Genomic DNA, 16340 nt, shown 5'->3' with positions numbered 1-16340 from the left:
GCATCCACGCCAACCACCGGACACCCCACTCGGTCCAAAGAGGTACCTGCCGCTCCAAGTACCCAGCCCAGGACCTCAACCACCCCTCCACTTCCCCTGGGCTGAGGAACCAGTACACCCCAATTACAACCCCCACAAGACCCAGAAAAACCCGCACCGGTGTCCGCACCAAACTTCCCACCAGCATCCCCAGAAGAAAAGCCAGGCCAACGGCGGTGAAAACCTGAGCGTAATCAAACTGCCCTGGCATCCGCCCAACCTCCTTCAACATGTTTGCCCTGCAACAAACTTGCATACCGGGCCAGGCCCAGAGCATCCAGAGCATGAGGACGATGCTTCCTGGGAAGCGCCCTGACCCTGTCCAGCAGAGGCAACCAGCCGTCAAGGTAAAGCCTTAGCCAGATGCCACGGTCCGTGGGGTCCAACCCAGTGGGGAAGCGAAGACCGGGTACCCCCCTGAAATCCTGAGGCACCTTTGGAGCAAACTCCCTCTTCCAGGTGGGAGGAACCGTTTTCCCCCCAAGGGCCACCAGGGCTCCAATGAGGGCCAGGGGAACCAAACTGTCCCTCCCCGGACGCCTGCCCCGCACCTGCCACCCCTCCACCACCAGGTCCGTGGAGGAAAGGAGCAGGGGACGAAGCTCTTCCATCATCCCCCTAACCGCCCCTTCCACATCCTTCGGCAAAACCAGAACCCCCACCTCCCCGGCGGGTATCAGGGCATAACCCAGGTGAACCCCAGGGTCAACGGCCAGCAAGGGCATCCATCACCTCCTTCCGCCACCTGGCATAGGCGGTGAACCCCACCAGGGTCTTCTTGCTCACACCCCCATCCACCACCACCGTGGTGGGGGTCAGACGCACCCCGGAAGCCCTCGCTTCCTCCGCTCCACGCTCCAACCAGACCCTGGCCTCATCCTCACTCCAACCCTCGTGCACAAGCCTAAACAACCACGCTTCATAAGACCCCTCGTGCCCCAACACGGGAGCAAACCGCACGTAGGGCTTCAGGGCATCATCCCCCGCCAACCCCGCTTCCAACCGCTGGCAAAAGGGACACAGGGGGTCCGTAAAGACCAGAACATAGGGCTCCCCCCGCCTGGGCCACGCCTCCGCCATAAGCCACGGGGTGAGAACTACAGGTTCCCTGGGTACCCCAGTCCAGGCCCAAAGGAAACCCAGGGCAAGGATAAGACCTCCCGCCACCAAGACCCTAGGCCACGGGAATCCCTTCCACAACCTTAGCCACCTCCCTTTCCAAGAGGCTGTACTTCCGCAAAATGCCTATCGCTTTGGCCGCCTCCACCATACCGCTCCAACCCCGGTGCCTGCCCGCATAGCTCAGCAACCGCAAAGCCTCGGGCTCCAACGAACCCCCGGCCAGCATCAAAAGCTCCACCAGGGGAACCCGGTAAAACCGGTCCACCTCCCCCAAAACACCCCCCAGGTCAAGGGCATAGCCCGCATCTTGCTCGGCCCACCAGGTCCCACCCCTGGATACCACCTTCACCCCCCGGGCACCCAACAAACCCAGGTATCGGGAAAGCTTTTCCGCCTCATGCCTCTTGAGCATACTCCTGACTTTACAGTAGCATGTTCAACTCCTGCAGTAAAACACATGGTTCACACCAACCCCGCCCTTAACTGCCCCTTCTCCCTTGGGAGAAGGATAACCGCCTCATCATCTTGCTCACGCAAATGTGTTTGCCCGTAGGGCAAAGCAACCCCCCCTGCTTGCGGATTTGAATGGGAATCAGTCCGGTCAAACCCTTCAAGGTACGGGCTTTGCCCGTGACCCAAACCGAGGGTCCAGATGTTTCCGTCCCGGGTGCGGTGGTAGTTCACCGTTATTCCAAGAGCGGCCATGGAGGCCTTGAACCGGGCCAAACGGTGTCCAAGGGCTACGGGGGAACCCGGCCACCCCCGGGGTTTCTGCCTGGTATACCCGGCGAAGCCCTCCAGTTCCGTCAAGAGTTCCTGGGCAGTGCCGCTGAAAGACCCCTTTTCCTGGATGTACGCCACCAGAACCGACATGGCAACATCGTCAAAGACCGCGCTGAGTTCCATCATGCCCCGGGATTTCTCGTAAGCGCTCAGGAAAGCATCCCCCAGGTTCAGGGCCTTCAACCCCCGCCAGACAAACCTGGCGAAATCCGCCATTCTGGGGAGAAACTGGGGTTCCGTTGTTTCCTTCAGGGCATGGGAAACCAGGTGGGCCAAGGCCCCCATAATCCTGGGGCGCAACTCGGTCAGGCGGGCATAAAGGTCCTCCTCCGGTTTGCGGTCTGTATCGGGCACCCGGTAGAGTTCCACGGAAAGAGCCCGGTCAATGAGGTCAGGTTGGGTCATGGGGTCCACCACGGAGGTTATGACCAGGGGACGGCGGTAGACCACAACCTCCTCCGAATAGTCGGTGTAAAGCTTTCGGAGATAAAGGGCCTCCCCTGTTGCCATGCGGCACAGCGCATCGGCAAACTCCTGGGAAAACACCGAAACATTGTCCATAACCACCAGGTGCGACCAGTAGGCAGCCACCATGAGGTCCTTCATATCCCTGGAGGGGGCCATGGAGAGAACCTGGTGGGGGTCAACCAGCCCCTTGAGAATCCTGGCCGCCGTGGTTTTCCCCGACCCCTTTTCCCCTTTAAGTAGGAGCACGGGATAGGACCCAAACGGATTGAGCGTCCCCAGGAGCCAACCCACCAGGAGAAGCAGGGACTCCTTGACTTTCTCCTCTTCTTCTCCCGAAAGGTTCAGAAGCTCCCGTATGAGAAAAACGTCCTCCGGCTTCGCATCCGAATCGGGCACAGGCAGAGGGTGCATGTACGCCGAACGCCTGAAGCGCACGGGGAGTGCCTCAGGCTTATCCACCAAATCCCACCCGTTCCCGGTGATGCGCACCACCGGCAAGCCTTCCCCAAGGTCCCAGAAGACGGCCCCGGGCACACCCCCTACCCGCACAAAAACCGGGAACGCCGTGTCAGAAACCCGTGCCCTCAGATTGTCCACCACCGTCTGCCACTCATCCCGGCGGAGAACCGTGCCATCCCCCGAACGCTCCCAAACCAGCCTCAACCCCCACTGGTAAAACCTGGGGTCCCCCACGGGATAAAACCGCATCCCGGGCAAATCCGCAAAAACCTCCCCGGTACCCTCCGCCCGCCAAAGAACAATCTCCTGCTGAAGAATATCCAGGGCCTTCTCCACACGAGTCTTACCCATAAACCACCTCGTGCTCGTCCCTGTCCAAAACCTCCCGGGCGTACCGCTCCACCTCCTGAATGGAAATCATGATGGCCCCCCGTGGCCCTGGCCGGGACCGGGACCGCATCAAACCGGACCGCACCGCCTGCTTCACCTGCCAAATGGGGATACCCAGAAACCTGGCGGCCTCCTTCACCGTCAGATAACGAACAGGCCCCACGGGCTCCCTCCATCCCTCCACCCTGGACGGCTCACCCAACAGATAGGCCAGAACCTCCTTGAAATCCTCCCCAAGAGCTTCCGCTAAAAACCTCGCTAAACGCACCACCACCTCAATGGACCCCCTCCTCTCCCCACGCTCCAACCGCCAGACCGTGGTTTCGTCCAACCCAACCGCCCTCGCTAAATCCCCACGGCTGATGCCCAGCCGCTCCCGTAAACGCCACAACCGCTCCCCTACCATGCCCCTCACAGTAATCATGTCATTCCAGTTTGTCAAGTCCCTACCAGTCATCATGACCTGAAGGGAAAGATGTTGACAGTTGGCAATGGCCCGATAGGATATATGCATGAGCGGCATGGAGGGGTTGGACCCGAAACTTTTAGCGGAGATGTCCCCCATGGAGTTCGGGAAGTTTTTGCGGGACATCAGGGAAAAGAGAGGGCTGAGGCAACACGAGGTGGCGGCCAGGACCAGGGTGCACCCGTCCTACATATCCCACCTGGAGGCGGGGAATAAGGACCTGCGCAAGGCAAGGCCCCAGATGGCGATACCCATCCTCAGGGCTTACGGTCTGAGCGAGGAACTGATTATGGAGGTTATCAAACACTGGAGTGAGCCATTCAAGGAAATGGCTAAAAGGCTAGAAGTGACCAATGTTTTGGCGGAAAGCGAGGTCAGGCTTACCCCCCTTCACCTCCCCGTGGTGGAAGCCGGGGCCGGTTCCCCCGCATGGGACGACGCCCGGGAAACCCTCACCCTCTACCTCCCCGAACTCAGGGGCAAGGAAAACCGGGTGTTCGGGGTCCGCATCGTAGGCGACTCCATGGAACCCCTCCTCTACGAAGGCGACATCGCCATCGTCTGGACCGAGGGAGCCTACGGCCCGGGAACCATCGTAGCCATCGGCATCCCCGGCAACGGCATCGCCGTCAAGCAACTCTACTACGGCCCCAAAGGTGAAGCCATCATGCACAGCCTCAACCCCAGATACGCCGATGAACCCGTCCCCGAAGGCTCCAAAATCTGGGGTCCGGTAATCCAGGTGGTCCGGTCCCTCCCCAACGGCAAACCGGGCCGCCATCTGCTTCGGTAACCATGCCCCGCCGTCCCAAAGGCGAAGGCTCTGTCCGCTACCGCAAGGACCTCCGGGCCTACGAAATCCGCATCACCGTGGCCGGGGTGCGCAAAAGCCTCTACCTCAAAGGCCCCAAAACCCGGGAAAACGACAAACGGGCCGACCTCCTCCGCCGTAAACTCGCCCTCGCCTACGGCCTCACACCCCTGGAAGGCTCACCCCCACCCCTCCTGGACTGGCTGGAAGCCCACACCGAAGCCCTCCGCACCGAAGGCCGCCGCCACAACACCCTCTACCACTACACCCGCTACATCGCCCTCGTCCAGGAACACCTCGGCAACCCCACCCTGGACCGTATCACCCCGGAAACCCTGGAAGCCTTCTTCCGCCACCTGGCAGGCCGGGGGTATTCCCGAAGCGTCATCACCCACGTGCGCAACTTCCTCCACGGGGCGTATGAGCGGGCCGTGCGCTACGGCAGAACCACCCACAACCCCGTGGACCTGGCCCAGCTACCCAAACTCCCCAGCCGGGAAACCGGCAGGGAAATCACCGAGGAGGAACTGGCCCGCATCCTGGAAGTCGCCCGAGGGCACCGCCTCTTCCCCGCCTTCTACCTCCTGGCCGCCCTGGGCCTCAGAAGGGGTGAGGTCCTGGGCCTCACCTGGCCCGATGTGGACCTGGAAAAGGGAGAAATCCACATCCGCCAGGCCCTCGTCCCCAACCTCCTCACCGGTAAGGTGGTCCTGGGACCCACCAAAACCTCCGGCTCCAACCGCACCCTCCCCCTCCCACAGGAAGCCGTGGAACTCCTCCGCCAGCACCGGGAACACCTGCGGGAAGACGGCCTCTACCACCCCCACGGCCTGGTCTTCCCCTCCCTCAACGGCACCCCTATCCGCCCGGAAAACCTCCGCCGGGTCTGGCTGGACATCCTCAAAAAAGCAGGCGTGCCCAGAGCCCGCCTCCACGACCTCCGGGGCACCTTCATCACCCGCATCATCCGCCAAACCGGAAACCCCAAACTCGCCGCCGCCCTCGCAGGCCACAAAAGCCTCCAAACCGCCCTCCAGCACTACGCCAGAGTGTCCCAGGAAGACCTCAAAGCCACCCTCCGCTCCCTGAAACTCCTGCCCAAACCGGAAGGGAAAGAATAGCCCCGGAATGTAATCACCATCACAGTGGGTACGCCTGGAAAAAGTGGGGACGCTTTTGTGCCGTCCTGGTGGGCATTTTCCCCAAAGCGTACCCACTTCCGGGAACAGGACTCCCAGGGATTGCGCGTGGCAAACACCTTCTTCACCTGGGTGGATATCCCGGGTGCTGGACTTTCCCGGATGCTCCCGGGAGGGGCGCAGGTCAAGGGCAGAAGAGTTAAGCTAAATAGCCAGCTAGAATTCCCGGAAGGACAGGGGGGTGGGCAGGATCTTTTGCACGTCGAAGATGGTAACGGTGGGGAAGTTGGGCGGGGCGAGGGCGCTATCGGCAAAGCGCAGGTCGTAGTCGTAGGTTTCCATGTACCCCGAGGTAAGGGCCCCCGAAGGGTTGATCGTTCCCCTGAGCTGGTCGGTGGACTGGATAAGCCCGCCGAACAGGCGCAGTTTGCCCTGCTTTCCCCGGCCCGAGTAGTTCTCCACCGTGAGGCCCTTGCCCGGACTACCGGAGAGATACGAGCCCCACAGGTAGAGGACGGGCACCAGAGCCCAGTGGAGTTCCCGCACACCCCCATGCTAACCCCATTTGCCGTTCGGCAAGGAGCCCAACCGGGATAAGGGGTAGACAGGGGGTAAGAAAAACCGAAACCCCGGGGACTGACCCGGGGATTTCTCCGTTCCCATCGTGGTGGGCGGCGTAGGACTTGAACCTACGACCTCTCGCGTGTGAGGCGAGCGCTCTTCCGCTGAGCTAGCCGCCCCCAGGCCTTTTGCAGGGTAGCATGGGCCAAGGAGGCCTGTCAAGCAAAGGCCCTGACCTTCCTCTGACAAGGCTCGGGCTAGACTAAGGTCGTGGCCACGGTCCTTGTGGTGGAGGACGAGCCAGCGGTGCGGCTTGGGGTGCGGCTGGCCCTGGAAAAAGCCGGACACAGGGTGCTGGAGGCCGCCACCTCCCAGGAAGCCTGGCCAAGGTTGCGGGAGGCGGAAGCCGTGGTCCTGGACTGGATGCTCCCCGACGAACCCGGCACCCGGCTCCTGGAGCGTATGCGTCAAGGAGCCTACCCCGAGCTTCCCGTCCTCATGCTCACCGCCAGGGCCGAGGTCCGGGATCGGGTGGAGGGGCTTTCCCGAGGGGCCGACGACTACCTGGTAAAACCCTTCGCCACCGAAGAACTTTTGGCCCGCCTCGAGGCCCTCCTGCGCCGTGCGGGCAGGCGAAAGGTGCTCCGGCGCGGACCCCTTCTCCTGGACCTGGAGCGCAAGGAGGCCAGCCTGGACGGCAGGCCCCTACCCTTAACCCGGCGGGAGTTTGAACTGCTGGCCTTCCTGGCCCAGCGCCCGGGCCGGGTCTACTCCCGGGAGGAGCTTCTGGAAGCGGTCTGGGGTCAGGACTACCTGGGCACCCCGAGGACGGTGGACCAGCACGTGCTCCAGCTCCGGGAGAAGCTAGACGAAGATCCCAAGGCCCCTCGCTTTCTGGAAACCGTGCGGGGCATGGGGTACCGCTTCAAGGTGGCCCCGCAAGAAGCGAACCACGGTCCCAGCCAGACCAAGGGGGAAGGGTGAACGAACTTCTGGCCGAGGCCTGGGAGAAAGCCCTGGAGGGCCTGGTCCTTCACCGGGACGGGCAGGTCCTCTACCTGAACCCCAAGGCAGAGGAGCTTTTGGAGGTGAGCCGGGAAAAGGTGGTGGGCCGCCCCCTACTCCTCGCCCTCCGGGACCACCGCCTCGAGGCCCTGGCCCTCCACGGGGGCGAGCGCACCCTGGAGGTGCGAAGCCGTACCCTTAGGGTGAGGGCCCTTCCTGGCAGACTCTACCTTCTGGACGAAACGGAGCTAAGCCGGCGCCTGGAGGCCCTGGAGGAAGCCACCCAGGCCCTGGCCCACGAGCTTCGCACCCCCCTGGCGGGGATGGGGCCCCTCCTCGAGGCCCTCACCCCCAGGACCCTCCAGGAGAAGGAGGTGCTGGACCTCCTCAAGGGGGAGGTGGCCCGCCTATCCCGCTTGGTGCGGGACCTCTCCCTCATCCAACCGGGCCCCAAGCGCACCTTCCCCCTGGAGGAGCTCTGGCCTCGCCTGGAGAGGCTTCTTAGGGAGAAAATCCGGGAAAGGCGGGTGGAGGTCCACCTGCCCCACACCGCCCACACCGACCCCGAGGCCCTCTTCCAGATCCTCCTTAACCTTCTGGACAACGCCCTCAAGTACGGCCAAGATCCCATCCGCCTCCTCTCCCGGGAAGAGGGGGGGCGCCTTTTGCTGGAGGTGCGGGACCAAGGGCCGGAACTTCCGGATTACGAACTCCTCTTCCTGCCCCGCCACCGGGGGTTCCAGGGAGGAGCCGGGCAGGGCTTGGGCCTCTACCTGGTACGCCGGATCGCCCAGGGCCTGGGTGGGGAGGCCTACGCCCTGAGGGACGGGGCCGAGAACGTTTTTGGCGTGGCTCTTCCTCTAAACTGAGGCAAGGAGGCGAGATGCGCGAGGTACTGGACAAAGCCCTAAACGAACTGGTGGGGGAAACCCTGAGGATGCTCTCCCTGGTTCGGGAGATGACCCAAAAGGCCACGGAGGCCCTGGTGGAGGGGAACCGGGCCAAGGCCGAAGAGGTCATCGCCAAGGACCAGGAGGTGGATGCCCTGGAGCTTAAGATCGAGAACCAGGCCGTAGCCGTCATCGCCCGGCACCAGCCCGTGGCCTCGGACCTTCGGCTCATCTTCACCATCATCAAGGCCCTCACCGACCTGGAACGGGCCGGAGATTACGCCATGCACGTGGCCGAGGACGCCCTCCTTTTGGCGCAGGAACCCCCCCTTAAGCGCTACGTCACCCTCCCCGAGATGGGCAAGAGGCTTCTGGAGATGATGGACACCCTGGGCAAGGCGGTGGCCGAGCGGGACCCCGGGCTTGCCCGCAAGGTGGTGGAGATGGACGACCAGGTGGACGGCCTCTACGAGGAGGTGACCCGGGAGCTCATCACCTACATGCTGGAAGATCCCCGCACCCTCACCAAGGCCCTCACCCTCATGCGGGTGGCCCGGAGCTACGAACGGCTTGGGGACCACCTGGAGAACATCGCCGAAAGGGTCATCTACTGGCTCACCGGGGAGGTGTACAAGGCCCCGGAGGACGTTTACTAAGCTACTCGGCTTCCACCTCCTCTACCCCTTGGCGGCGGCCCGCCTTCCACTCCAACCCCGCCCAGATGAAGTCCAGGAGGTCCCCGTCCAGGACGTTCTGGGGGTCAAAGCGCATGAGGCCCGTGCGGTGGTCCTTCACGTACTGCTTGTCCAGGACGTAGCTACGGATCTGGCTTCCCCACTCGATGGGCCGCACCTCGCCCCGGAGCTTCCTGAGTTCCTCCTGCTTCTTCTTCCACTCCAGCTCGTAAAGCCGGGAGCGGAGAACCTTCATGGCCAGCTCCTTGTTCTTGATCTGGCTCCGGGTGGTCTGGCAGGTGACGGTGATCCCCGTGGGCAGGTGCACGATGCGCACGGCGCTATCGGTGGTGTTCACCCCCTGGCCCCCGTGCCCCTGGGAGCGGAACACGTCGATGCGCAGGTCCTCGGGCCGGATGACCACCTCCACGGTGTCGTCCACCTCGGGCATCACCTCCACCCCGGCAAAGGAGGTGTGGCGGCGCCCCGAGGCGTCAAAGGGGGAGGGACGGACCAGGCGGTGAACCCCCGCCTCGGGGGCGAGGAGGCCATAGGCGTTCTCCCCCCGGACGATGATCTGGGCGTAGTCGATGCCCGCCTCCGCCCCGGGGGTCACGTCCACCACCTCCACCTGGAACCCCTGGCGCTCGGCGAAACGGGTGTACATCCGCAAAAGCATCTCCGCCCAGTCGCAGGCCTCTGTGCCCCCAGCCCCGGGCTGGATGGTGAGGATGGCGTTCTTCTCCGCATGGGGGAAGGAAAGAAGCGTCTCGTGGTAAAGGCTTTCCAGCTTCTTGGCCGCCTCCAGAAGCTCAGGCCTAAGGGCCTCCCGCTCCTCTGCGGGAAACTCCTGCCACAGCTCCAGGAGGCCCTCGAGGTCGCTCTCCAGGGAGCGGAAGGTATCCACCGTGCGCCGCAGGCGGGCAGCCTCCTGGCTTATCCGCCTAGCCTCCTCCGGGTTCTGCCAGAGGGCCGGGTCTTCCAGGCGTTTCTCCAGCTCCTTTAAACGGGCTTCCTTTCCGGGGATGTCAAAGATACCCCCGGAGGCTATCCAGGCGTTCGCGCAAGAGTTCCAGGTCCATACCGCATCCCAGTATAGGGAAAGGCGAAGCCCGATACAAGCACCCTTGCGTCTAATAGGCTAAGGATGTATGATAGTTATGCTATGGACTTACAGAAGCTGGCCGCCAGCCTACAAGAGGCCTATCCCCAGGGCCTGCCGGGGGAGCGGGAGGCTTTGGTGACCCTCTTGTTAAGGCGGGGGATACCCCAGCCGGAGGCCCTGGAACTGGCCCGGGCCCTCGAGGCCCAGGGTTACGCCCACTTCCTTCCGGGCGAAAGGCCCCGCTGGGCCTTCACCCGCCGCCCCGTGGACCTCAAGGCCCTCATGCGGGCCCTGGACCAGGAATACCCCGAGTTCGTGGGGGAGGGGGATGAGGAGGAAGAGGCCCTGGCCTTCCTCGCCCTCCGCCTGGAGGGGGACCGTCAGGTGGCCAAAGAGGTGCTGGAGGCCCTCCGGGCCGCGGGCTACGTGGAAAAGGCCTACCACCCCGAGCAGGTACGGGACCGCCTCCTGTTCCGTTTCCCCGAAGCCCTACGCCTCTACGTCTAAGCGCGCCAGGGGGCTTCATACTACCCCGTGCGGGCCCAAGCCCGCATGGGGTGGTATCAGTCCGCCGCCAGGGCCAAGGGGGTCTCCTCCAAACCCACCCTGGCCCCTAAGGCCTTCAGGCGCTCCTCCAGGTGCTCATACCCCCGTTCCAGAAAGTAGACCCCTTCGATCTCGGAAACCCCCTCGGCGCTCAGGGCGGCCACCACCAGCCCGCCCCCGGCGCGAATATCCAGGGCCTTCACCTGGGCCCCGCGCAGCCGCTTGCCGTTAATCAAGAGGGTCCGGTCCCGGAGGTAGAGCTCCGCCCCCATCCGGGCCAGCTCCCCCACATGGGTGAAGCGGTCCGGGTAAACCCGGTCGGTGATGGCGCTCTGCCCGGGAACCGTGGCCAGATAGGCGGTAACGATGGGCTGAAGATCCGTGGGGAAGCCGGGGTACTCCCGGGCCTCCACGAAGAAGGGCTTGGGATCCGGTACGGCCCAGAACCGCACCCAGTCCTTCCCCACCTCCACCCGGTGCCCGGACTGCTGAAGCTTATCCAAAAGGGCATCCAGGTGGTCGGGGCGCACCTCCCTTAGGGTGATGGACCCCCGGGTGGCCGCCGCCGCCAGGAGGTAGGTGCCGGCCTCTATGCGATCGGGGATGATGCGGTAAGTACCCCCACCAAGCTGCCTGGCACCCCGGATGTGCAGGATGGGGCTACCCAGGCCGTGGACCTCCACCCCCAGCATCCGCAAGAAATGGCCCAGGTCCTCCACCTCCGGTTCCATGGCCGCCTGCACCACGGTGGCCTCGCCCCCAAGGGCCACCGCCAGCATGGCCTGCTCGGTTCCGCCCACCGTGGGCAGGTCGAAGACCACCCTCCCCGCCAGGGGACGGGTCCTTCGGGCGTAGAAGGTGTTCTCCTCCTCCACCACCTCGGCCCCCAGGGCCCGCAAGGCCTTCACGTGCTGGTCCACGGGCCTGGCCCCAAAGGCGCACCCCCCCGGCAGGGAGATCCGCCCCTCCCCCACCCGGGCAAGAAGGGCCCCCCAGACGATGAAGCTGGCTCGCATCTGCCCCACCAGCTCATAGGGGGCGTGGGTGTTCCGGATCTCCGGGGTGTGCAGGTGGAGGGTGCGTCCTTCCCACTGGTAACGGGTGCCCAGGTGGGAAAGAAGCTCCAGCATCACCTCCACGTCCCTCAGCCTGGGCACCTCCACGAGGGTGATGGGCTCGGGGGTGAGAAGGCTTGCCGCCAGGATGGGCAAGGCGGCGTTTTTAGCCGGATAAATGCGCAACTCGCCGGAAAGGGGCTGGCCTCCCTCAATCCGCAAGATCCTGCTGCCCCGCCGCGAGTCCTTGAGCATCATACACACCTTACTCAAAGTGAGAATAAAAGGGGCCATCCACATTGTCAAGAGCATGCGTTCTTTGCTACACTCTCCCAAGGGAAGGTATGCCCAAGAAGGAGAAGAAGCGGCTGCAGGTGGTCATCTCCGAGGAACAGGACGCCCTCCTCACCCGGGCGGCCTACGCCCTTTCCAGCCCCGAAAGGCTGGTTTCCAAGTCGGAGGTGGTGCGCCTGGCCATCGCCAAGATCGTGCAGGAGCTGGAGGGCAACAAGGAGGAGCTGGCCGAACTCCTGAAGCAGCTGGAGCCCGAGGAATAAAATGACGGGCATGGTCCTGGGCGGGCGGTACCGCCTCGAGGCCTCCTTGGGTTCTGGAGGCATGGCCGAGGTGTGGCGGGCGGTGGACGAGCGCCTGGGCCGCAAGGTGGCGGTGAAGCTCCTCCACCCCCGGGCCCTTCCCCCCGAGAGGGAGCGGTTTCTCCTGGAGGTGCGGGCTCTTTCCCGTCTCTTCCATCCGGGCATCGTCCAGGTGCTCGACCTGGGGGAGGTGGAGGGGCACCCCTACTTCGTGATGGAGCTGGTGGAGGGGGGTACCTTTGACCGCCTCGGCCCCTTTGAGGAGGGCCCGGAAGGGGAAAGAATCCTCGAGGCAGCCATCCAGGTGATGGAAGCCCTGGCCCACCTCCACGCCCAGGGCATCCTCCACCGGGACCTCACCCCTAAAAACATCCTCCTCACCAAGGAGGGGCATCCCAAGGTCATGGACTTTGGTCTAGCCTACCTCTTGCAGGAAAGCCGCCACCTGACCCGCACCGGGTACACCCTGGGCACCCCCACCTACATGGCCCCGGAACAGGCCAAGGGCCTGCCCCTTACCCCCCGGGCTGACCTCTACAGCCTGGGGGCGGTCCTCTACCGCACCCTTACCGGCAAACCCCCCTTCGAGGGGGAAAACGATCAGGCCATCCTCTTCCAGCACGTCTACGAGTCCCCTAAGCCTCCCCAGGCTTTGAACCCCACCATCCCTTCCGGGGTGGCGGAGGCGGTGCTCTCCCTTTTGGCCAAGCACCCGGAGGAAAGACCCTCCCACCCCAGCCTCTTCAAGAGCCCCCTGCAGGAGTTCCAGGCCCTTCGCCTTGCCACCCCCCGGGCCGGGTCCAGCCGCTCGGGCCACTATCCCCTGGCCCCTGACCCCCGCAGGCTTTCCCTGAAGGGGAAGGTGGACCTGGGAGGGGAGGCCGCCTGGCCCGGGGAGATGGTCTACGCCCACGGCCGGGTCTACCTGGGGGCGGGGCGGGGCCTGGTGGAGGTGGACCTCCTCTCGGGAACGGTACGCCGGGAAAACCTTCCCGAGGAGGTCACCGCTCCCCCGGTGGTGCGGGGTGGGGTATACGTGGCCGCCTGGGACGGCCGGGTGCGCCGCTTCAAGGCCCAGGCCCTGGAGTGGAGCGCCGACACGGGGGCAGAGATCACCGCCGCTCCCCTGGTCTTGGGGGAGCGGGTCTTCGTGGCCAGCCGGGACGGAAGCCTCTATGCCTTTGAGCGGGACCGCCTCCTCTACCGTTTCCAGGCGGGAGGCCATCTCTCCGCCAGCCCCACCTTCCACCGGGGCCTCCTCTTCCTGGCCTCGGAGGACGGGTTCCTCTACGCCCTGGACCCGGACACGGGCGCCTTGCGTTACAAGGTGAAAACCAGCCCCGTGCACGCTCCCGTGGCCGCCTACCGGGGGGTGCTCTTCATCCCCACCTGGGAGGGGGAGATCTACGCCTTTGATCCCTTGAGCCGGGAAACCCTCTGGAACACCGCCGTGGAGGGCGAGATCTGGGGCGGGCTGGCCCTGGACGAGGAGCGGGTCTATGTGGCCGCCTGGGACGGGGTCTTGAGGGCCCTGGACCAGGCCACGGGGGAGGAGGTGTGGAGCCTCGAGGTGGGCAAGGTGACGGCAGGCCTTTCCTACGCTGCCGGGCATGTGTACGTGGCCACGGAGGAGGGGCGCTTCCTGGCGGTGGACCAAAGGGGCCAGGTGGTCTTTGAAGCCACGGGTCTGGGGGCGGTGCAGGTACCGCCTCTGCCCCTGGCCCAGGAGATCCTGGTGGCCAACCTGGCGGGGAAGCTCTTCCGCTTTGGCGTAGGATAGGGGCATGGAAGCGGTGAGCACGGATAAAGCTCCCCAGGCCATCGGCCCCTACTCCCAGGCGGTGCGGGCCGGGGGGCTGGTCTTCGTTTCCGGTCAGATTCCCCTGAAGCCCGACGGCACCCTGGTGGAGGGGGATATCCGCGCCCAGACGGAGCAGGTCATGGAGAACCTGCAGGCCATCCTGGAGGCCGCAGGCTCCAGCCTTTCCCGGGTGGTTCAAACCACCTGCTTCCTTTCGGACATGGAGGACTTTCCCCTTTTTAACGAGGTCTACGCCCGCTATTTCTCGCCCCCCTACCCGGCCCGGGCCACGGTGGCGGTGAAGGCCTTGCCCAGAGGGGTCCGGGTGGAGGTGGCCTGCATCGCCCTGGCGGATTAGGGCAGATAGGTAAAAAAGCGTAAAATACCAGCATGACGCCCCAGGTAAGCCAAGCGGAAGAACTTCTCCACCGCTTTCGCCAAGGGGATGTGCGGGCCCTGGCCCGGGCCCTCACCCTGGTGGAATCGGGACACCCTGTGGGGCAGGAGCTCCTTAAGCGCCTGCGGGGACAGGCCCGGGCCAAGGTGGTGGGCATCACGGGAAGCCCGGGAGCCGGCAAGAGCACCCTCACCGACCGCTTGATCCTGGAGGCCAGGAAGCGGGGGGAGCGGGTAGGGGTCTTGGCGGTGGACCCCTCCAGCCCCTTCACCGGAGGGGCCATCCTGGGAGACCGGATCCGCATGATGCGCCACCACCAGGACCCGGGGGTCTACATCCGCTCCCTGGCCTCGAGGGGAGCCCTGGGGGGCCTGGCGGGGGCCACGGTGGCCGCCTTGGCCCTTCTGGAGGCCTTCGGCTTTGACCGCATCTTCGTGGAAACCGTGGGGGTGGGGCAAAGCGAGGTGGACATCGCCCGGGTGGCGGACACCACCCTTCTCGTCCTCACCCCAGCGGCGGGGGATGCGGTGCAGGCCTTCAAGGCCGGGGTCATGGAGATCGCCGACCTCTTCGCCGTGAACAAGTTTGACCTACCCGGCGGGGAGAGGATCATCCAGGAGTTGAAAAGCGCCCTGGAGCTGGCCCCTCCCCGGCCCGGGGGATGGCACCCTCCCATCTACCCCACGGTGGCGGCCACCGGGGAAGGGGTGGAAGCTCTCTTTGAGGGGCTGGAGGCCCATTACCAGCACCTCGTGGCCCACGGGCTCCTCGAGGCCCACCGCCTGGAACGGGCCCGTTTTGAGGTGGAAAGCGTCATCCAGGAGTGGGGGCGGAAGCGGACCCAAGGCGCAGGCGACCTGGTAGCCCGGGTGGCCCGGGGGGAGCTTTCCCCGGAGGAAGCCGCCTTGGCCCTTCTGGACCCCTAGGCCCCAGGCTCCGGGGAGGAATCCTGCCGGGAGGGACGCCAGCGGGCCAGGGCCTTTAAGAGCATCTCCCGCTCGTTGGGGTAGGAAAGGCGCTCCAGGGCCTCCGAGGCAGGCAGGAAAAAGGCCTCCTCCACCTCGGTGGGCTGGGGCCTGGGTTCGCCCCCGCGATAGGCCATGAGAAAGTAGTACACCTCCTTGCTCACCGTGACCGGTTCTCCTCCGTTCCGCACGGTGAAGTAGTAGCGCACCTTGCCCAAGGGGGAAACCACCGCCGCCTCCACCCCGGTTTCCTCCCGCACCTCCCGCACCGCCGTCTCCGGGTAACGCTCCCCAGGCTCCACCTGCCCCTTGGGAAGGGTCACCACCCGTCCTTCCTTCAGGGACACCACCAATACCTCGGGAACCCTTCCCCGAAGGACCACACCCCCGGCGGACACCACCCGCTTTCTGGCCACCCGGACCTGACGCTTCCTCCGCACGCTGTTCCGCCTCCTGGCAACAAAAAAGGGCGCCCGAAGGCGCCCCCAAAGGACCTCAAAAAGGGGAGAGCAGGGGCATCATGCTCCTTAGAAAGGAGGTGATCCAGCCGCACCTTCCGGTACAGCTACCTTGTTACGACTTCGCCCCAGTCACGAGCCCTACCCTCGGCGCCTGCCCTAAGGCTCCCGGCGACTTCGGGTAGAACCCGCTCCCATGGCGTGACGGGCGGTGTGTACAAGGCCCGGGAACGTATTCACCGCGGCATGGCTGATCCGCGATTACTAGCGATTCCGGCTTCATGGGGTCGGGTTGCAGACCCCAATCCGAACTACGCCCACCTTTTTGCGATTCGCTCCCCATCACTGGGTCGCCTCGCTCTGTAGTGGGCATTGTAGCACGTGTGTCGCCCAGGCCGTAAGGGCCATGATGACCAGACGTCGTCCCCGCCTTCCTCCTGCTTTCGCAGGCAGTCCCCTTAGAGTGCCCGGCCCAACCCGCTGGCAACTAAGGGCAGGGGTTGCGCTCGTTGCGGGACTTAACCCAACATCTCACGACACGAGCTGACGACGGCCATGCAGCACCTGTGCTGGGGCTCCCTCGCGGGCACCCCAGGCTTTCACCTAGGTT

General features: G+C 64.7%; 19 protein-coding genes, 1 tRNA gene and 1 rRNA gene. 10 read left to right on the top strand and 11 right to left on the bottom strand.

Annotation, left to right across the window (positions count from 1 at the left end):
• Positions 1-233: 233 nt before the first annotated feature.
• From F604_RS0100105 to F604_RS11690, 5 genes are all read right to left on the bottom strand, one after another.
• Positions 234-764 (bottom strand): hypothetical protein, encoded by a 531-nt coding sequence (locus tag F604_RS0100105; protein ID WP_019549884.1) that lies wholly within the window; start codon positions 762-764, stop codon positions 234-236.
• Entirely contained in the window at positions 745-1119 is a 375-nt protein-coding gene (locus F604_RS0100100) for a thioredoxin fold domain-containing protein (RefSeq protein ID WP_126170302.1), read from the bottom strand. The genes F604_RS0100105 and F604_RS0100100 overlap by 20 nt, the downstream gene beginning before the upstream one ends.
• Before the next feature lie 94 nt (positions 1120-1213).
• Complete coding sequence (locus F604_RS0100095; RefSeq protein ID WP_019549882.1) at positions 1214-1573, bottom strand: hypothetical protein; 360 nt, start codon at positions 1571-1573, stop codon at positions 1214-1216.
• 50 nt (positions 1574-1623) lie between these two features.
• The gene (locus tag F604_RS0100090; RefSeq protein ID WP_155984125.1) at positions 1624-3222 is read right to left on the bottom strand and encodes a hypothetical protein; all 1599 of its coding nucleotides are present in this window, start codon (positions 3220-3222) and stop codon (positions 1624-1626) included.
• Complete coding sequence (locus F604_RS11690) at positions 3215-3685, bottom strand: helix-turn-helix domain-containing protein (RefSeq protein WP_169336149.1); 471 nt, start codon at positions 3683-3685, stop codon at positions 3215-3217. Before F604_RS11690 ends, F604_RS0100090 begins: the two co-directional genes overlap by 8 nt.
• Before the next feature lie 88 nt (positions 3686-3773).
• On the opposite strand from F604_RS11690, the gene F604_RS0100080 reads away from it, so the two are divergent.
• Together F604_RS0100080 and F604_RS0100075 are read left to right on the top strand one after the other, a co-directional pair.
• Positions 3774-4520: a S24 family peptidase gene (locus F604_RS0100080; RefSeq protein WP_081624226.1), complete on the top strand. Its 747-nt coding sequence runs from the start codon at positions 3774-3776 to the stop codon at positions 4518-4520.
• 2 nt (positions 4521-4522) lie between these two features.
• Positions 4523-5659 carry a tyrosine-type recombinase/integrase gene (locus F604_RS0100075; RefSeq protein ID WP_019549878.1) on the top strand — a complete coding sequence of 379 codons (1137 nt, stop codon included), beginning with the start codon at positions 4523-4525 and terminating at the stop codon, positions 5657-5659.
• Between the two features lie 234 nt (positions 5660-5893).
• On the opposite strand, the gene F604_RS0100070 is transcribed toward F604_RS0100075, so the two are convergent.
• Both F604_RS0100070 and F604_RS0100065 read right to left on the bottom strand, forming a co-directional pair.
• Complete coding sequence (locus F604_RS0100070) at positions 5894-6223, bottom strand: hypothetical protein (protein WP_019549877.1); 330 nt, start codon at positions 6221-6223, stop codon at positions 5894-5896.
• A 119-nt stretch (positions 6224-6342) separates the two neighbouring features.
• Positions 6343-6417, bottom strand: a tRNA-Val gene (locus tag F604_RS0100065).
• Positions 6418-6508: 91 nt separating this feature from the next.
• Between F604_RS0100065 and F604_RS0100060 the strand changes: the two genes are divergently transcribed.
• Genes F604_RS0100060 through phoU form a run of 3 tightly spaced genes read left to right on the top strand, consistent with a single transcriptional unit; the run spans position 6509 to position 8789 of the window.
• Complete coding sequence (locus F604_RS0100060; protein WP_019549876.1) at positions 6509-7222, top strand: response regulator transcription factor; 714 nt, start codon at positions 6509-6511, stop codon at positions 7220-7222.
• Positions 7219-8112 carry a sensor histidine kinase gene (locus F604_RS0100055; RefSeq protein ID WP_019549875.1) on the top strand — a complete coding sequence of 298 codons (894 nt, stop codon included), beginning with the start codon at positions 7219-7221 and terminating at the stop codon, positions 8110-8112. The genes F604_RS0100060 and F604_RS0100055 overlap by 4 nt, the downstream gene beginning before the upstream one ends.
• Positions 8113-8126: 14 nt before the next feature.
• On the top strand, positions 8127-8789 hold the full coding sequence (gene phoU / locus F604_RS0100050; RefSeq protein WP_019549874.1) for a phosphate signaling complex protein PhoU: 663 nt from the start codon (positions 8127-8129) through the stop codon (positions 8787-8789).
• Position 8790: 1 nt separating this feature from the next.
• Here the strand turns inward: phoU and prfB are convergent.
• Positions 8791-9889 (bottom strand): peptide chain release factor 2 gene (prfB, locus tag F604_RS0100045; RefSeq protein WP_126170943.1). Its coding sequence is split into 2 segments (ribosomal slippage): positions 8791-9837 and positions 9839-9889, totalling 1098 coding nucleotides; the frame shifts between segments, so codons are not numbered across the junction.
• An 83-nt stretch (positions 9890-9972) separates the two neighbouring features.
• Between prfB and F604_RS0100040 the strand changes: the two genes are divergently transcribed.
• Complete coding sequence (locus F604_RS0100040) at positions 9973-10419, top strand: hypothetical protein (RefSeq protein ID WP_026328879.1); 447 nt, start codon at positions 9973-9975, stop codon at positions 10417-10419.
• A gap of 56 nt (positions 10420-10475) precedes the next feature.
• Here the strand turns inward: F604_RS0100040 and murA are convergent, their stop codons facing one another.
• The gene (gene murA / locus F604_RS0100035; RefSeq protein ID WP_019549871.1) at positions 10476-11771 is read right to left on the bottom strand and encodes a UDP-N-acetylglucosamine 1-carboxyvinyltransferase; all 1296 of its coding nucleotides are present in this window, start codon (positions 11769-11771) and stop codon (positions 10476-10478) included.
• A gap of 86 nt (positions 11772-11857) precedes the next feature.
• Here murA and F604_RS0100030 point away from each other — a divergent pair, with 86 nt between their 5' ends.
• From F604_RS0100030 to meaB, 4 genes are read left to right on the top strand one after another with little or no spacing between them, the layout of a single operon-like run.
• The gene (locus tag F604_RS0100030) at positions 11858-12070 is read left to right on the top strand and encodes a hypothetical protein (protein ID WP_015716565.1); all 213 of its coding nucleotides are present in this window, start codon (positions 11858-11860) and stop codon (positions 12068-12070) included.
• Between the two features lies 1 nt (position 12071).
• Entirely contained in the window at positions 12072-13889 is a 1818-nt protein-coding gene (locus tag F604_RS0100025) for a protein kinase domain-containing protein (RefSeq protein ID WP_019549870.1), read from the top strand.
• Between the two features lie 4 nt (positions 13890-13893).
• Positions 13894-14268, top strand: a complete 375-nt coding sequence (locus tag F604_RS0100020; RefSeq protein ID WP_019549869.1) for a RidA family protein — start codon at positions 13894-13896, stop codon at positions 14266-14268.
• A gap of 32 nt (positions 14269-14300) precedes the next feature.
• Positions 14301-15233 carry a methylmalonyl Co-A mutase-associated GTPase MeaB gene (gene meaB / locus F604_RS0100015; protein ID WP_019549868.1) on the top strand — a complete coding sequence of 311 codons (933 nt, stop codon included), beginning with the start codon at positions 14301-14303 and terminating at the stop codon, positions 15231-15233.
• On the opposite strand, the gene F604_RS0100010 is transcribed toward meaB, so the two are convergent.
• Both F604_RS0100010 and F604_RS0100005 read right to left on the bottom strand, forming a co-directional pair.
• A complete protein-coding gene (locus F604_RS0100010; RefSeq protein WP_019549867.1) occupies positions 15230-15712 on the bottom strand; it encodes an NUDIX hydrolase in 483 nt (160 codons plus the stop codon). The two genes, meaB and F604_RS0100010, sit on opposite strands and share 4 nt — an antisense overlap.
• 91 nt (positions 15713-15803) lie before the next feature.
• Positions 15804-16340, bottom strand: a 16S ribosomal RNA gene (locus tag F604_RS0100005); the annotation flags it as partial.

This window comes from Thermus scotoductus DSM 8553 (assembly GCF_000381045.1).
GTDB lineage: Bacteria > Deinococcota > Deinococci > Deinococcales > Thermaceae > Thermus > Thermus scotoductus.
Note: the sequence above shows the minus strand (reverse complement) of the source record. Positions and strands in the feature narration are given on the sequence as shown.

Excerpts from the sequence above, each read along its gene's own strand:
- F604_RS0100100 (WP_126170302.1), bottom strand. The coding sequence starts at position 1,119 with ATGGCGGAGGCGTGGCCCAGGCGGGGGGAGCCCTATGTTCTGGTCTTT.
- F604_RS0100030 (WP_015716565.1), top strand. The coding sequence starts at position 11,858 with ATGCCCAAGAAGGAGAAGAAGCGGCTGCAGGTGGTCATCTCCGAGGAA.
- phoU (WP_019549874.1), top strand. The coding sequence starts at position 8,127 with ATGCGCGAGGTACTGGACAAAGCCCTAAACGAACTGGTGGGGGAAACC.
- F604_RS0100020 (WP_019549869.1), top strand. The coding sequence starts at position 13,894 with ATGGAAGCGGTGAGCACGGATAAAGCTCCCCAGGCCATCGGCCCCTAC.
- F604_RS0100040 (WP_026328879.1), top strand. The coding sequence starts at position 9,973 with ATGGACTTACAGAAGCTGGCCGCCAGCCTACAAGAGGCCTATCCCCAG.
- F604_RS0100080 (WP_081624226.1), top strand. The coding sequence starts at position 3,774 with ATGAGCGGCATGGAGGGGTTGGACCCGAAACTTTTAGCGGAGATGTCC.
- murA (WP_019549871.1), bottom strand. The coding sequence starts at position 11,771 with ATGATGCTCAAGGACTCGCGGCGGGGCAGCAGGATCTTGCGGATTGAG.
- F604_RS0100095 (WP_019549882.1), bottom strand. The coding sequence starts at position 1,573 with ATGCTCAAGAGGCATGAGGCGGAAAAGCTTTCCCGATACCTGGGTTTG.
- meaB (WP_019549868.1), top strand. The coding sequence starts at position 14,301 with ATGACGCCCCAGGTAAGCCAAGCGGAAGAACTTCTCCACCGCTTTCGC.
- F604_RS0100025 (WP_019549870.1), top strand. The coding sequence starts at position 12,072 with ATGACGGGCATGGTCCTGGGCGGGCGGTACCGCCTCGAGGCCTCCTTG.
- F604_RS11690 (WP_169336149.1), bottom strand. The coding sequence starts at position 3,685 with ATGATTACTGTGAGGGGCATGGTAGGGGAGCGGTTGTGGCGTTTACGG.
- F604_RS0100075 (WP_019549878.1), top strand. The coding sequence starts at position 4,523 with ATGCCCCGCCGTCCCAAAGGCGAAGGCTCTGTCCGCTACCGCAAGGAC.
- F604_RS0100090 (WP_155984125.1), bottom strand. The coding sequence starts at position 3,222 with ATGGGTAAGACTCGTGTGGAGAAGGCCCTGGATATTCTTCAGCAGGAG.
- F604_RS0100105 (WP_019549884.1), bottom strand. The coding sequence starts at position 764 with ATGCCCTTGCTGGCCGTTGACCCTGGGGTTCACCTGGGTTATGCCCTG.